Genomic DNA, 14,623 nt, shown 5'->3' with positions numbered 1-14,623 from the left:
AGCCAGGCTCTCCCGCCATGGGAGAGGGAAGACAGCCTACCGCTTCTTCCTGTTCATAAACGCGTTGAACGCGGCGGTGGCTTCTTCCGACTTCAGCCGCTCGCCGAACAGATGGGCCTCCTGATCGATGCGGCGGGTGAGCTCCTCGGATGCGACGCGGAGCAGTTTGCGCGAGATCGCGACCGCTTCGGCGGGAAGCCGGCAGATGTCGCGCGCCACCTTGCGTGCCTCGACCTCGGTATGACCCGGCGAGACCACGGTGTTGACGAAGCCGGCGGCATGCGCTTCCGCGGCCGTAAAAGTCCGTCCCATCACCAGCATGGCGAAGGCGCGCTGGTAGCCCATCGTGTTCGGCATCAAGAGGCTGGACGCGCCGACCGGCACGAGCCCGAGATGGATGTAGGGCGCGGAGAAGGTCGCCGCGTTCGAGGCCAGCACATAGTCGCAATGGAACAGCATCACGGTGCCCATGCCGATCGACGCGCCGTCCACGGCCGCGATCACCGGCTTGGCGTTGAGAGCTAGCGAATAGAGAAACTTGGCGCCGTCGGACAGCGTCTCGGGGCGCGACGTGTCGGCGTGCATGAAATCGTCGATGTCGTCGCCGGCGGTGAACACGCCGGAGCCCCCGGTGATGATCATGCAGCGGATGTCGGGATTGTTCTGCGCGGTGTCGATCGCGCGGCTCATCTCCCGATACATGTCCTGCGTGATCGCGTTCTTCTTGCTCGGGCGGCGCAGGGTGATCACGCGCGTTCCGCGCTCTTCGCTGACGACGATATTGCCATTCGGCATGAGGGGCCCCTGCGGTCGCCGCGATACTGACATTGCTAGACTCGCGAAACGTCAGCCTACATCATCTTGCAGGCGTGCCAATGCGCTAGCGCGACCTTTTGGAGACCGAATTCGCCCGAGACGGGCGCATCACGCTCGCCGCCGTGTTCCGCGTTGCAATGATCAACCGCCATTTTCGATTGAAAAACCACTGGTTGTGGTGCACGATCGCCTCGCGCCGTTCCATTTGGCCGATTGCCCGATTGATGATTGCCGCCACTCGTGTTGACGAATCCTCGCTGCACTATCGCGGCTGGCGCGTCGTGCTGGCCTGCTTCCTGATGGCTTTCTTCATGTTCGGCTTCGGCCTGTACGGTCAGGGCGTCTATCTCGCGGAACTGCAGCGCGCCCATGGCTGGCCGGGCACGCTGGTCTCCGCGGCCAGCACCTTCTCCTTTCTCCTGACTGCCGTCCTCGTCATCTTCACCGACGATCTGCTCGCCCGCATCGGGCTGCGGTCGCTGATCCTGTGCGGCCTGTCGGCGCTCGGCGCTTCGACGGTGCTGCTGGCGCTGCTGCAGACGCCGTGGCAGCTCTATCTCGCTTATGCGCTGATGTCGGTCGGCTGGACCGGCATGGGCACGGTGGTGATCGCGACCGTGCTGAACTCCTGGTTCGAACGGCGCCGCGGGCTCGCGCTCAGCCTCGCCTACAACGGCGCGACCTGCGGGGGCATCGTGCTCGTGCCGCTGCTGCTGTCGCTGAGCGGCAGCATCGGCTTTCGTTCCGCGATGCTGGCGGCCACGCTGGCGATGGTGGTGCTGGTGCTGCCGGTGGTGGTCATCTTCACCGGGTGGCGAACCGAAATGCCGCCGACGTCGGGTGGGAATTCATCCACTGGCGGCACTGCCTTGCCTTCGGTTCACTCACGCAAGACGCTGCTCGCCAACGCGGCGTTCTGGACCATGGTGCTGCCGATCGCGGTCGCGCTGCTGGCGCAGATGGGATTCATCATCCATCAGGTGACGTTCCTCGAACCGCTGATCGGCCGCGCCAGTGCGGGCCTTGCCGTCACCGTCATGGCGGCGATGGCGGTGGTCGGGCGCCTCTCGCTCGGCCTGTTCGTGGACCGGCTCGATCCGCGGCTCGCCTGCGCGGCATCGATGACGAGCCAGGCGGCGGCGCTGTTCGTGCTTCTGCAAAGCACGAATCCGACCGTGCTGCTCGTGTGCTGCGCCGTCTACGGTTTCTCGATCGGCAACATGATCACGTTTCCGCCCTTGATCATCCAGCGGGAGATCGGCGCGAGCGCCTTCGCCGCTGCGATGGGGCTGGGCACCTCGATCAGCGGCATCGTCAGCGCCTTCGGCCCCGGCATCGTCGGTCTCGTGCGCAGCGTAACCGGCGACTACACGAGCGCGTTTGCGATGTGCGTGGTGCTCGACGTGGTGGCGGCGAGCGTCGTACTATGGCGGCCGGGGCGACGTACGAAGCTTGCGGCTTCGTAGCCCGGATGGAGCGCAGCGCAATCCGGAATTCGTGTCACCAGCAATGATGGCCCCGGATTGCGCTGCGCTCCATCCGGGCTACGCGTCCCAGCTACCCCAACAGCACCGCATCCGCTGCCGCGACCGACTCCGCACTCTCCGTCACGGTGCGCTCGAGCGCGCCGGCCTGCACGGCGATGTTCTCGGCGAAGAAGCGCGCCAGCGAGACGTAGCGCCCGGCGTCCGCGATGCCGTCGGATTTCGCGGCGAGCGCTTCAGACGCCAGCATGCAGCCGCCGAGCGTGGCGCCGAACTGTTGCAGATACGGCGTCGCGCCGGCCAGCGCCTCGTTCGGCGCGGAAGGAAGCCGCTCCAGCAGCCATTTGCTGGTGCGCGTCAGCGACTCCAGTGCCTCACGCAATTTCACGCCCGTGGTGCCGAAGGCGGGATCGTTGGAGGCTTCGACCTGCTTCACGATTGCGGAGAGTTCGTCGAGCAGCGCCCACACCGACGCGCCGCCGTTGGCCGCGAGCTTTCGCGTGACGAGGTCGATGGCCTGGATGCCGTTGGTGCCCTCGTAGATCGCGGTGATGCGGGCATCGCGATAGTGCTGCGCCGCGCCGGTCTCCTCGATGAAGCCCATGCCGCCATGCACCTGCACGCCGAGATAGGCGACCTCGTTGCCGATGTCGGTCGAATAGCCCTTGGCCATCGGCGTCAGCAATGCCGCACGCGCGGCAGCGTCGGCGCGGACCTTCGGATCCCTGGCACGCGTCGAGACGTCGATCGCCACCGCGGTCGCATAGCAGATGGTGCGCGCCGCAGCGGTCTGCGCCCGCATCCGCATCAGCATGCGCTTGACGTCGGGATGCACGAAGATCGCATCGGAACCGTCACCCTTGTTGCCGAGGGCGCGGCCCTGCTTGCGCTCTTGTGCGTACGACAATGCCTGCTGATAGGCACGGTCGGCAACACCGACGCCTTCGAGGCCGACGCCGAGGCGGGCCTGGTTCATCATCGTGAACATGCAGCGCATGCCCTGGTTCTCTTCGCCGACCAGGAAGCCGATCGCGCCGCCATGATCGCCCATGGTCATGGTGCAGGTGGGGGAGGCATGCATGCCGAGCTTGTGCTCGACGCCGGAGGCAAAGATGTCGTTGCGCGCACCCAGCGAGCCGTCTTCGTTGACCATGAATTTCGGCACGAGGAACAGCGATATCCCCTTGGTCCCTGCGGGCGCGTCCGGCAGGCGCGCCAGCACGAAATGCACGATGTTGTCGGTCATGTCGTGCTCGCCGTAGGTGATGAAGATCTTCGTCCCCTTGATGCGATAGGTGCCGTCGGCCTGCTTCTCGGCGCGGGTGCGCAACGCGCCGACATCGGAGCCGGCCTGCGGCTCGGTCAGCTGCATCGTGCCGGTCCATTCGCCGGAGACGAGCTTCTCGAGATAGATTTTCTTCAGCTCGTCGCTGCCATGCGCGTCCAGCGCCTCCATCGCCGACGCCGTCAGCAGCGGGCAGAGGCCGAAGGCGACGTTGGCGGCGCTCCAGATCTCGCTGCAGGCGGCGTTGATCGCGAGCGGCAGGCCCTGGCCGCCGAAATCCTCGGGGCCGGAGACCGCGTTCCAGCCGCCCTCGGTCCAGCGCTTGTAGGCATCCGGCCAGCCCGGCGCGGTCGTGACCTTGCCGTCGCTGAGCTTGATGCCGTGCTCGTCGCCGACTTTGTTGAGCGGCGCCAGCACGTCGGTTGCGAACTTGCCGGCTTCCTCCAGCACGGCGCTCACGATATCGCCGTCGAAATCGCCGTAATGGCCGGCCTCCATGGCAGCTTTCAGGCCGGCGCCGTGGTTGAGCGACAGCAGCATGTCAGAGATCGGCGCGCGGTAGGTCATGGCTCACTCCCGTGGACAGTTCTTGGCGCCGTATTCCCATGAAACGGGGGAGGTCTCAACTGTCAGGAGGGTGGCGGAACGCCCGTCGGCAACGGGCTGGCGTAGCGCTCCTGTAAGGCATGGCGCGGCGCCACCGGCGCCTGTGGTATTTTGCCCCTCCGGGCGGTTGAAATGCCGCGCCTCTCCCTATAGACCGGCACCACTCGAGGGAATCCGCGGACGCTCCTGTCGCCGCCGTTTCCCGAGGGCCTGATGGGGCGTAGCCAAGTGGTAAGGCAGCGGATTTTGATTCCGCCATTCGGAGGTTCGATCCCTCCCGCCCCAGCCAGCGCTTAAGCTGCTGAGTTCGTTATGTAAGCAGCTCTGATGCCGCCGAATTTTTTGAACGCGTTTGGAAATGGAGCTTCTGATGCTCGTTCCCGAATCAAACTAAACGGCGTCGTGCATTACATCGACCATAGTGGCCTATCTCCGTGGCTTTCATCTCAGTATATACCGCCGAGGCTACTTGGGGTGGTCTGTTACGCCCTCATCGTAGGATAGGGTACTACAGCGAACAATCGGACAAGCAGTCGAAATAATGCATTGGTGCGGAATTCGCCGTGCTGTCCATCATTTCCTACAACACAGTGGAGGAGGCGATCGAGATCGCCAACGACACTGTCTACGGCCTCGGCGCCCACGTGCAGGGCACGGATATGGAAACGGTGCGGGCCGTAGCCGGAGAGATCCGGTCTGGTCAGGTCCATGTGAACTATCCTGACTGGGACCCGAACGCACCTTTCGGTGGATACAAGCGTTCCGGCAACGGCCGGGAGTACGGCCTAGAGGGGTTTGGAAGAATATCTCGAGACAAAGGCCGTTCTCGGATTCTACTCATGAAGTTGCTCTCGTCGCATCGGGTCTTGGCGCTCGTCACGACCAGCGTCCGCCAATGCAAAAGTGTTTCCGGCCGTGATGGCACACGCGTCGGAATCCGCAGAACACCTTCTGGCTCAAGGTCGGGGCTTTGACGGCTGGCTGAGTTGGCCCGTGAGTTCAGTTCGCCCGACATGTGGAGCGGTATCTCATATTTCTCCAGGCCATTTCGAAATCAATCTGTCGCGAGAAACCCGTGCGGCCGTGGATAGATGGCTCCGCGTCGCTGAAGCAAACCGATGGTTCGCGCGATCTTGGGTTGGAAGATGGGCACGGCCGTTATGTTTCGATATCGTACGGTTGCCGTTGAGCCCGGGAAGTCGATTCCTGGATGCACTGATCGATTCAGGAATTTCGCTTGTGGAAGGTGGCTGCGGAACCTGCGAGACACGCGTGATCGAAGGCATGCCGGATCACCGCGAGCAGTTTCTGAGCAAGCAGGAACAAGAGACAAACAAGACGATCATGATTTGCTATTCGGGTGCAAAGTCGAAAAAGCTGACCTTGGACCTCTAAATAGGCCCAACCGACTGCCAACGTCTAATGACAAAACGTGCGCCTTATCCGATGCGGGGATTCGCGAGGCGATGCCCGCGGCACGAACGGCGGCGGTAACGGCCGAAGGGGACAGCCCCAGCACGGAAACAGTGCCTACTGCTCCCTCGCGCCCTATTGCGGCGCTGGCGACCGTCTGTCCGTTGGCCATGTCGATCATCACAGAAATGGCGCCACTATGAGGAAAGAGGACGTGCTCGGTCTGGTCACCCGCCTGCGAGACGACCGCATCCCGATCGAGCGCTACCATCTCTAGCTCGGGCGCCAGCAGATCGAGGTCCGCCGCCGGTAGTGCTGCCAGAGTCGGTTACCAATTTCGGCGGGAAGCGTCACTGCGGCCTCCTCTAACGATCGCCGCATCGCATTTCGAGCGTCATGGGGCGGCCAACTCGAACTTTGTTTGAATCCGCCTACGCCTCGCGCCCCGAAGTCCAATTCAGCTGCGGAAGCTCTCAATCTCAAAAACTCCAACCACACGCGCTCGGAGGCGAATTGTTGTCTCTCAGGGTGATTGAGGAGTTAGGTCCCAGCGCGCCGCTGCACAATTGCGAAATGCGCATGGGTAATACCATAGGGTCCGGTTCCCGGGACGCGGCAAACGCCGCGGCGATCTCGGAAGTGTGGGGCTCGGCTTGACCTAGAAGCTCAACAGCTACGTGATGAAGTCCGGTCATTTCCGCCAGGACACAAACGAGACAGTCTGCTTAGGAAGGTCCGGCAGAACGAAATCACGTCTCAGTAACCGAGTGGCTGACCTTGCCAAGATGGCAGCCACCGAAATAGGGCGCCTCCGTTGGCAGCATGAGTGGCGGCTCAAACGAGCATCCACATCGTAAACGCGGCGCAGAGGCAGATCGTGACCACGACAGTCATTCCGGCAAAGAAGCGCTCGGTCCGGTCCATGTCGATCATCTTCCAGATCGATCCACGTCCATAAACGTTTAAAGGCTCCTGCTTGCGCCTGTCGTAATCTGTCAGAGCTTACGTCCCATTAGATGGTGTGAGCGCTCTGCGAACTGGCATTCCAGCAAATTCGATCTGAGGGGCTTCGAAACCAACTGAATCAGCTGGTTGCTAACCGCTATCTGCAAGCCCGCACCGAGCAGCTCTTGACCCTGAGTACGGCAACGCTCGTTGCGTGTGTCGGGCTCTTAGTGTCCAAGTTGCAGTAACTGATAGCCCTCCGAGGCTCGCGCAATAGCGGGGGTTGTGTTGATCAATTGGCATCGGTCGTCGAGCAGGTTCGTGGTCCAATGCGGCGAGACAAAGTAAGGATCAAACGTCGGAGTGATGAAAAGCTAACCATAATCGAAGAAGGATCGCTCAAAAGTTCACTGCTGCTGGTGCGAACCTTATTGCATGCCTGCGCAGAGCACAGGCGGACGACGCTCTGGCGCTGACACTCGACATTGCACTCAGCGCTGGGACTGCTCACCTGCTTTGATGGATGGCGGACAAAAGGCTCCAGTCATCGGACTGGAGCCGCCACCTTCCTAAGCGCCTCCGCGAGGGGGATTGCGGGCAGTCGGAAGAGCGGGGTTTATCGATCTAGTCAATGTTTCAACCGGATGCACGCTAGCGGCAAAAGTCAGACTATTGCGCTGTCATAAAACCAGTCAAACACCGGGCTTGTCATTTCAATCTGCGAGACTTTAACTCTGACACTCAGAAATAACAGGTTTGTCAAAAACAAGCCGAAGGGGGTCCGCAGTGGAGAAGGTGCGACGCTTACGCGCGATGGGTTCGCTGTGTCGTCAACAAGCAGCGTACAATGGCGTGAATAAATGGAAGCTCCTCGCGGAAGCAGAATACTGGGAGCACTTGGCTGAGCTTGAGCTGTCGTCCCATTTCCAAGAATGCAACGTCGCTTGTGCAAATGAAAGAACAGAGCCTCAAGCACGCACAGAGGCGAATGATTACTCGCGCCGGGAGACGATTGCCCCCGAAGCAACGGCGACCACGAACGACGCGCAGTGTGCGCTTATGCCCCTATGAGCAAGATCCTCGTCGCGGCAATCGAAATGTGGGTTGGTCCAGCGCGCCAGAGTCGGCGACCTTACTCTTCTGGCCTATATGTCGCGATTTTGCGCGCGCCTTCCCAAAGCTCGACGACTTGGCCGTTAACGAGCTGCTTGGCTCGTTCGCTCGCCGTTGGTTCGTCGACGCAATCAAGTTCAAGGCGAAGCTGTATGTGGCCGTCCGATCCAAGAATGTAGGCTCGATACTCCGGCATGAGTTGCTCCAAAACATCAGTTCCGAAGCTGAAACCCGAGAAAATTACAACAACATCAAGAAGCTGTCCATTTAATTAGGACGATACTCCCATCCGTTCCCGACGGATCACTGCTCTGGACATACTCAAGAGCGCCACCGCCGCTGAGGAGGTACACGTTCGGATTCACCCAACCCCGAATATTAAGCTGCCTTCGTTGCATTGCATGATCGATTAAATACATTTAACGAATTAAATTCGGATAACTGAAAATAATGTGGTGCCTCTGTCGGTCCGAAGACGTTCGTGACGTGGATGTCATGCCTCGACAGAAGATGACGATCGACGTGAATTTTTGAGGACCTGCGGTAGATTTGCGGCCGTAACGCCGCCCGCCATGACCTTGCTTCTATCGACCTCACTCACGTCAAACGCCATCGCTGCGTCTGGGGCAAAAGGTGTGAACGGAGGTGGGGCAGAGCACCATCACCATGAGCACCACCTCGAACACCATCCTCACGACCGGGACGACGATTAGTTGATGAGGGAAGAGGTCCGCCTCAGGCACTCCTGGGGCCTCTGCCTTGTAAGCACATGGCCTACTCACCTAGTCGTGAGTTGGGTCGCTGTCGGCGCTCTACACATCTCGGTCGGGTTAATCGAGACGGTCTCTCGCCCATGGGCGCGACCTGCGCCGATAGTGCCACAAACAGCATCAATGTCGTTAGGGGCACCATTCCGGCGCATCATTCTCGCGCGCCGAGAGCGTCGTCGGTCGTGGCGACGTGCAGCGTGTTCAGACTGCGGCCATCGGGCAGCGGAACGGATCAGCAATCACGCCGCTGTCAGTCTCGATTGCTCATCATGCTTCGTGCTACTGCAGTTTCTGGTTGTTGGCTACTTCTCGCGCTAAACTAAGCTCAAGCTCAGTGAGCTTTTCGATCAAGTGCTCCACGATCTCCGCGCAGTCCGAATGCGTCAGCGAATGCACTCCGCGCGATGTCAGGTGGTTCTTGAGGATAGTCGCCATCATGGCTTTGACGCTCATGGACCGGCCTCGTCTGAAAAATCGGATCGTCACAAAATCAATCTGAAGTAGACGTTGAATATGGACGACACGCAACGGCAAGAGGTTTGGTTCAACCTCCGTACAAGTACGGGCGGCGCTCGCGCTATGTTGGTTGCGAAGCACGTTGCCGTTGCAACACCAAAGCAGCGCTTCGCTCCGAATTCGGGACTTACGAAACAATTCGTTAGCTTTTATCTGGCTTGCTAGGTGCGTGCCGATTACCGCCGATTGCGGCACATGGAATGGGAATACCGGCCCCGGCTGTTCCTCCCAACCTGCGGCCGGGGCCGTTTGAACTTGCACTGCACCGTGGTCCACGACAATGTTTAGAGGCATTGCCATCACGCTATTTGGGCTGACCATTCTTTCGCAGCTCGATCAGACGCTCTTCTACGGTAGAAATACTGGCGCCGCGCTCAGGCTTGTGCGGGACATTAGTCGTGGTTCCGGCCTGTAGGTCAGCCGTGCTGCGCTCCTTCGGGCGGGGCATGCGCGAGCTTCCTCGACGGCTACTTCTTCAACAATACCCCTATCGTTCGCGCCATTCGCATCACTGATCCTGCGTGACGGCCCAGCTCGGCTGCAATCTTCGATACGCCAGCGCCCGTCCGTGCCAGCTTCGACAATTGCTGGACCTCGCGGTCGGTCCATTGCTTTGGCTTCGGCGTTTTCATGGTGCGGTGCTCACCCGTACCAGTTAACCAGCGCGCCTCGTTTCGAACACTTGGGAAATTTACGGGTGGGTCCGTGGGCTGCGATCGAGGTTCACCGAGAAATAGTCGACCACTTCCGTAGCCTCGGCGCCTTGCCTGAAACCCCGCTGTTCTTCGAAATCGACGGAAGGACCATATGGATGAACTGCTGGCGGCGTACAATGACATCACCGCTTCCGGATTGGGCCCCTCCCAACCGCAATGCGATGCGGCGAAGGCGGAGCAGCGTTCGCTGGCGGAGCCATGCGCAAAGTTCCGTTGTCACGCCGATCTAGCCGGCTTGACCTCTTCCGCATCAGCCACGCGCTCGCTGAGAGGGCGGCTTAAACTCCACGACCTCGTGCTGGTCGCACGGATTAGCTCGCTCATTTTTCTTGACGATTAGCTCAAGCTCGAGAGCCTCGAAGGCGAGTTCATCCGCCAAGCGCTTAAACAGCTCGCGCTTTTCTATGTCCGTCGCTTGCTGGCTCATCAGCATAAACTCTCTGGCGTCAGCGCGGACTTTTTCCAAACGTCGTCGGAGGTCCTTCATGTGTGCCGGCTTAGCTTTTAAACTTATCCTTGGCCCGAACAAATCAGTTGCTGGTTCGGATCCACCCGGAGTCAACTGCCGAAACTCGATACTGGTTCTATGCGGACCGCCAAATTCGCCGCTCTTCGTGCTGCGATATTTGGGCCATGCTCCATGACCCAGCCCCTGTTCAGGGATTGCGGGCTGAGGACGGCCGTCTTGGCCGATGAGCCATCCCTGTCCGGCTCTCGCCGGATGATGCATAGAACTAGCATACCTGAAGGGGGCATGAATGTTCGAAAGCGCACAGACGCGAGTGTTGCGCCCGACTAGGCTGGGAGCGATCCTGGACGCTCGCAAAGCGCTCGGGACCCAACGGCCTCGGGGAGATGCGAAAATGTGCCGGCTGCGCTGAAGCGGCTCCGTCCGCGAACGCAGTGTTGCCGGTTGCGTGCCGGGTATGAGGCAGGAGTAAGCTCGGCAGATTTAGATCAACGATGGTCGTTCTCGTGCGTACTTTTCTTCTCATTGTGGGAATATGGCTACTGGTGAACGTTCTGTTTGTTGTAGTTGTCCTGCCCTCGCGCAGACCGGCACCTACTCGGCGAGCAGGAATTCCATCTCCGGTGACGATTAACACGACGGCCGGTCGCTTGGACGATCACGACCCACCACTCCTGCAGCGCGCAATGAGGCCGGTTGCAATCAGGGTTCTTTTCATCGTGCTCATCCTTCCAGTCCTTCGAGCGTGGAATGCGGTTAGGCGGCACTTCAGCGGGCACGACAACTAGACACGGCCATCGCGTGCTTGAGATTCTCGTCGATGTCCTCACTGCGCCGCGGGCCCCCCGAGCGATTCAGCGAGACCATCAGCCCAGCGCTCTCGCTATGGCCATGCCTCGAAGCATGGTTATGACCCGCGCTTCAACGATGATGTGAGGAGCTCAGAGCCCAGGGGGGAACAGCCGGCGCCAGCATTTCCATCCCAAAATGCCGCAACGCGCGCTCAATTGGTCTGCCGCTTTTCGGCTGAAGCCCGATCGATTAGGAAATCGTCCAATTTTCGGCCGCCTCGAAGCTGCGGCCGCAGCCATCGAGGCAGCCTGCCGCGACCCGACCATGTCTCCGCCGGGTTCTTCGGATTGCGATATTTGGGACGAACGGGCGGGTATGGACGGCGCTCGCGATTGAACCGCGTGGCCTCGTTGGCCAGTCCAATCCTGTGGAGCCGTTCCTCCAAATGTGCTTTTTGCATCAACATTTTCTGAGTGAGTTTGGCGGCGACCTCTTGGTGAAATATCCAGAGCTCGTCAACGGAGAGCGAATTGAAATGCGCGGTGTTCATGGCTCCATCCCTAATCTTGGGCAGAAGGCCCAGGCAGACAAGTCGGGAATCCGGGAGCAGACAAGCCCTCAGTGAAATATTGATCGTGCAATCCACATTTAATACGAGAGGTAGCAGGGAGAAAGGCGCGACAGTGGTAATATCGTGGCGGAGTATTTAAATCGCCGCGCGGGGTAGCCACGTCTCGTGACCTCCACAAACTCACCCTTGGCCAGTTGCGCTTTCGTGCTCGGGGACGAGCGCAAAGATGGCGATCGACCGGACGGCGGCGCGGACGGCTCGATGAATCGCGCTGCCTCGTGACCGGCATATTAATCAGGTAGCCAAGAGTACAATTAATTAATTCATCGCGCCGCCCGATTTAAGCCGCATGGGAGCCGTTGTCGCCGCTAAGGTTCGAGCGGGGGTGGGGCGCACCCGGGAGTTTTCGATGTCCGGTCATTTGCGATTATACTTCGTCAGTTTGGTGCTTGTCGGAGGTTTATCGGCGGCGCCTGCGTCTGCCAACCCTCTTGCCGACTTCTTCAATACTGCTACGCCCCAACCCACGGTAACCTCTCCGCCGCAAGCCGAATGCGTGCCGCGTCCCGGTAGCTCGACCACTGGTGGACAGCATTGGGTCTACCGAATGGACGGTCGCCGCAAATGCTGGTTCCTGGCCGAGGGCATCGCGACGGTGAAGAAGCCCATTCGGGCTCGCATGGCCAAAGACCGCAGCGCCAGTTTGGACGAGAACGGGACGAGGTGGAGCGCGGTCGTTGATGCGCGCGCGGAGGTGCTGCGCTCCGCACCGCCCGAGCAATCTCAGCCGCCTGTACCCGAAATGAAGGTAGCTGATGCCGCTTCCAATCTCGGCACGGGGTCGGCGGCCCCCATTGTCGATCTTCCCAACCAGCTCACCTCCGAACACTCCGTGCCGGGCCAAGTCGACGTTGGGCAGCTTCTCGCCGACGCACCTCGAGATATGCCGCTGGGCGCGCGCACTGCAGAGGCGCACGGCGAAGCGCCCAGCTGGACGGCCTGGTTCGGTGTGCTGCTGATGACGCTTGGTGGCCTCTCGCTCTTGAGCTCGAGCCGCACGCTTCGGCATGCGTGGAGATTACGTTAGCTTAGATGCGAGGTACATCCGCCGCGCAATCAATGGATTCCACGAGCCGGTATAGTCGAACTGCCACACGTACAAAGATTCCGTGCGCCACGCCTAGTTTGGCACGTGCCTTAGACGGACATTCGAGTACGATGACGGTCGCCTTTGGGATCGGACTGCATTATGCGGTACAAGGTGTTCGTGGTGGACGGCAGCCGGCAACTGATCTGCGCTGCAAAGCTCGACTGCATTGACGAGCAGGCGGCGAGACGCCGAGCCGAGCAAATGCATGACGAGCACGACGTTGAGCTTTGGCAAGGCGATCGACTCGTTGCTGTGTTCCGAAGTGCAACGTCGAATGAAGATCGGAGCTAACGCGCGATCCTGAATAGACGGCCGGTCTCGCCGCCGAGTTAGTTCGAGCATTGTGAGGCACCCCGGCCTGGCTGGTTGCCGACATGTCGCAGCGACGTCGTCACCGGGGCTCGCTACTGCGGTCCCGGCCGTCTCTAAACGGCTCTTGCTCTGCCGCTCGCTTTGGTACGCTTTCTTCTTGTTCTTGCTTCTACATGTCGGAGCTTACTTCGAAGCTTTTCCACCTCTCTAAGCTCCTCCAGAAGCGCCTGGTGCCGTTCATTCAGAACAGCACTAGAAAAAATCTGACGCGTACTCGACATCACATGCCTCAGAAAATGATTTGAAGTAAGAAGTCGACGAAAAGCGAAAGCTAAAGAATACTCCACCGAAGCTCAATGAGCTGAAGCCGCAGCCGCCAGATGCTCCCAGTACTCTGCCTCTGCAAGCAGTTTCCAGCTTCTCTCAGGTTGGAGTGCGGCAGTCTGTCGGCACAGCAGCGCCATTGCACGCAGGCGGCGGGCAGCTTCCATTTCAACCTCCCATGTTTTCCCCCAACATATTTTTCGTTTTTGCGATGGAGTCATCATGATTATATGACATAATCAAATTTCTCATTTAATGGTAGTCAATTTGGTTCCATTTGTAAGCCGACCGGGAACTGCTTTCGGTTTAAGCTTCACATGGATTTCGAATGCTTGCTCGCCGACCCCCGCTGCGCGGTAAAGCGAACGAGACTGCACGGGACGGCAGCACGAGATGCGAAGCTTCATGCGCGAGCATCGCAATGTCAGAAATCCCAGCCGAGGACTCTTCTCGCCGCCCTCCAGGGCACGTGCGACGGCTACCGAGCGATAACCCAGCAGTTGGGTTGCGTCAGCGGTCTGGCTACGCGCCTCGCTCTAGGAGCGCGCCACCCTTGAGTCCCGCGATGGTCTCACACTCTGGAACGTGGGCCCCCGGCGACAATGACGGCTGCCGCCCTCCATGAGGATGACCAGCATCACATTGAAAGCCAAATTCGCCGAAAGCCAAATTCGCCGCGTCACGGCGGGCGGACCTGGAGCGCGTCGGGTGCGTAAGTTAATAATCACGCGCGACGCATTGCGAGGCTGTTGCTTTCATGCCTCGTCTTCGCAGATAGGGCTGAGTTTGGCTCCAGTTGGCTCCCTGCGACTGTCGATCTACGCGAAGCAATGACCATCTCGCGGACGGAGTGCATCAGGGTAAAAGCCGTAAAATTCCGGGGTCGCCTCGCAAGGAGTGGCGCAAGAGCCTCCTTCTTCTTGATTTTCATGCATTAATCATTAAATGCGGCGTATAAATAAATAAATAGACTGGCGCTTTAATTTAAAATAGGCTCGATTTAATCGGGGAGTGGATGATCGTGACGCTTCTTGGCCACGGTGGTCGCTTCTGAAGTGGCGAATATTGCAAAATCAATAATTGCCAAACGTGGCGGCCAAGCACTGGCCACGATGGGCAAGGGGGATACCGCTAGATCTTTCGCGTAACTTGGCAGCAGTTGATGGAGCTGCGGTCGGCGGACCTATCGCCGTTCGAGCGAGCGCTACCAATTTGCGTGAATTGATTTTGCGGCGACGCTCTCTGCTCTGCATTGGCAGGCGAGGTTGCGAATGACGTGCACGCATTTTGTAGCAATGTTCACTCGGGCGCGGGAAATTTCGAATTCTTCTCCGTCAATTT

The 14,623-nt window shown here is 59.7% G+C and carries 9 protein-coding genes, 1 tRNA gene and 1 pseudogene; 6 read left to right on the top strand and 5 right to left on the bottom strand.

The window, feature by feature from the left end; all coding sequences use genetic code 11:
* Nucleotides 1-36 precede the first annotated feature (36 nt).
* Nucleotides 37-795, bottom strand: a complete 759-nt coding sequence (locus IVA93_RS27235; protein ID WP_018456264.1) for an enoyl-CoA hydratase-related protein — start codon at nt 793-795, stop codon at nt 37-39.
* 245 nt (nt 796-1,040) lie between these two features.
* Here IVA93_RS27235 and IVA93_RS27230 point away from each other — a divergent pair, with 245 nt between their 5' ends.
* Entirely contained in the window at nt 1,041-2,282 is a 1,242-nt protein-coding gene (locus IVA93_RS27230) for an MFS transporter (RefSeq protein WP_085352688.1), read from the top strand.
* A gap of 91 nt (nt 2,283-2,373) precedes the next feature.
* Here IVA93_RS27230 and IVA93_RS27225 read toward each other — a convergent pair whose 3' ends face one another.
* Nucleotides 2,374-4,152, bottom strand: coding sequence for an acyl-CoA dehydrogenase family protein (locus tag IVA93_RS27225; RefSeq protein WP_018456266.1), 1,779 nt, complete (start codon nt 4,150-4,152; stop codon nt 2,374-2,376).
* Between the two features lie 253 nt (nt 4,153-4,405).
* Here IVA93_RS27225 and IVA93_RS27220 point away from each other — a divergent pair.
* The 3 genes and pseudogenes from IVA93_RS27220 to IVA93_RS27210 all read left to right on the top strand — a co-directional run bounded on the left by IVA93_RS27220 (nt 4,406) and on the right by IVA93_RS27210 (nt 5,586).
* Nucleotides 4,406-4,480: transfer RNA gene (locus IVA93_RS27220), tRNA-Gln, on the top strand.
* A gap of 274 nt (nt 4,481-4,754) precedes the next feature.
* Nucleotides 4,755-5,034: pseudogene (locus tag IVA93_RS27215) on the top strand (aldehyde dehydrogenase family protein); the annotation flags it as partial.
* Between the two features lie 75 nt (nt 5,035-5,109).
* Nucleotides 5,110-5,586: a 2Fe-2S iron-sulfur cluster-binding protein gene (locus IVA93_RS27210; protein ID WP_083926417.1), complete on the top strand. Its 477-nt coding sequence runs from the start codon at nt 5,110-5,112 to the stop codon at nt 5,584-5,586.
* On the opposite strand, the gene IVA93_RS41005 is transcribed toward IVA93_RS27210, so the two are convergent.
* Both IVA93_RS41005 and IVA93_RS27200 read right to left on the bottom strand, forming a co-directional pair.
* Nucleotides 5,534-5,875, bottom strand: a complete 342-nt coding sequence (locus tag IVA93_RS41005; protein WP_338014020.1) for a cyclic nucleotide-binding domain-containing protein — start codon at nt 5,873-5,875, stop codon at nt 5,534-5,536. The two genes, IVA93_RS27210 and IVA93_RS41005, sit on opposite strands and share 53 nt — an antisense overlap.
* A gap of 2,836 nt (nt 5,876-8,711) precedes the next feature.
* Complete coding sequence (locus IVA93_RS27200; protein WP_247367259.1) at nt 8,712-9,269, bottom strand: hypothetical protein; 558 nt, start codon at nt 9,267-9,269, stop codon at nt 8,712-8,714.
* A gap of 486 nt (nt 9,270-9,755) precedes the next feature.
* Between IVA93_RS27200 and IVA93_RS27195 the strand changes: the two genes are divergently transcribed.
* On the top strand, nt 9,756-10,004 hold the full coding sequence (locus tag IVA93_RS27195; protein ID WP_158091481.1) for a hypothetical protein: 249 nt from the start codon (nt 9,756-9,758) through the stop codon (nt 10,002-10,004).
* Nucleotides 10,005-11,136: 1,132 nt separating this feature from the next.
* On the opposite strand, the gene IVA93_RS27190 is transcribed toward IVA93_RS27195, so the two are convergent.
* Nucleotides 11,137-11,475: an H-NS histone family protein gene (locus IVA93_RS27190; RefSeq protein ID WP_204510834.1), complete on the bottom strand. Its 339-nt coding sequence runs from the start codon at nt 11,473-11,475 to the stop codon at nt 11,137-11,139.
* A gap of 430 nt (nt 11,476-11,905) precedes the next feature.
* On the opposite strand from IVA93_RS27190, the gene IVA93_RS27185 reads away from it, so the two are divergent.
* The gene (locus tag IVA93_RS27185; protein WP_247477991.1) at nt 11,906-12,583 is read left to right on the top strand and encodes a hypothetical protein; all 678 of its coding nucleotides are present in this window, start codon (nt 11,906-11,908) and stop codon (nt 12,581-12,583) included.
* Nucleotides 12,584-14,623 lie beyond the last annotated feature (2,040 nt).

This window comes from Bradyrhizobium sp. 155, assembly GCF_023101105.1.
Taxonomy (GTDB): domain Bacteria; phylum Pseudomonadota; class Alphaproteobacteria; order Rhizobiales; family Xanthobacteraceae; genus Bradyrhizobium; species Bradyrhizobium canariense_D.
The sequence above is the reverse complement of the archived record's forward strand: the minus strand, read 5'-3'. Positions and strand labels throughout refer to the sequence as shown.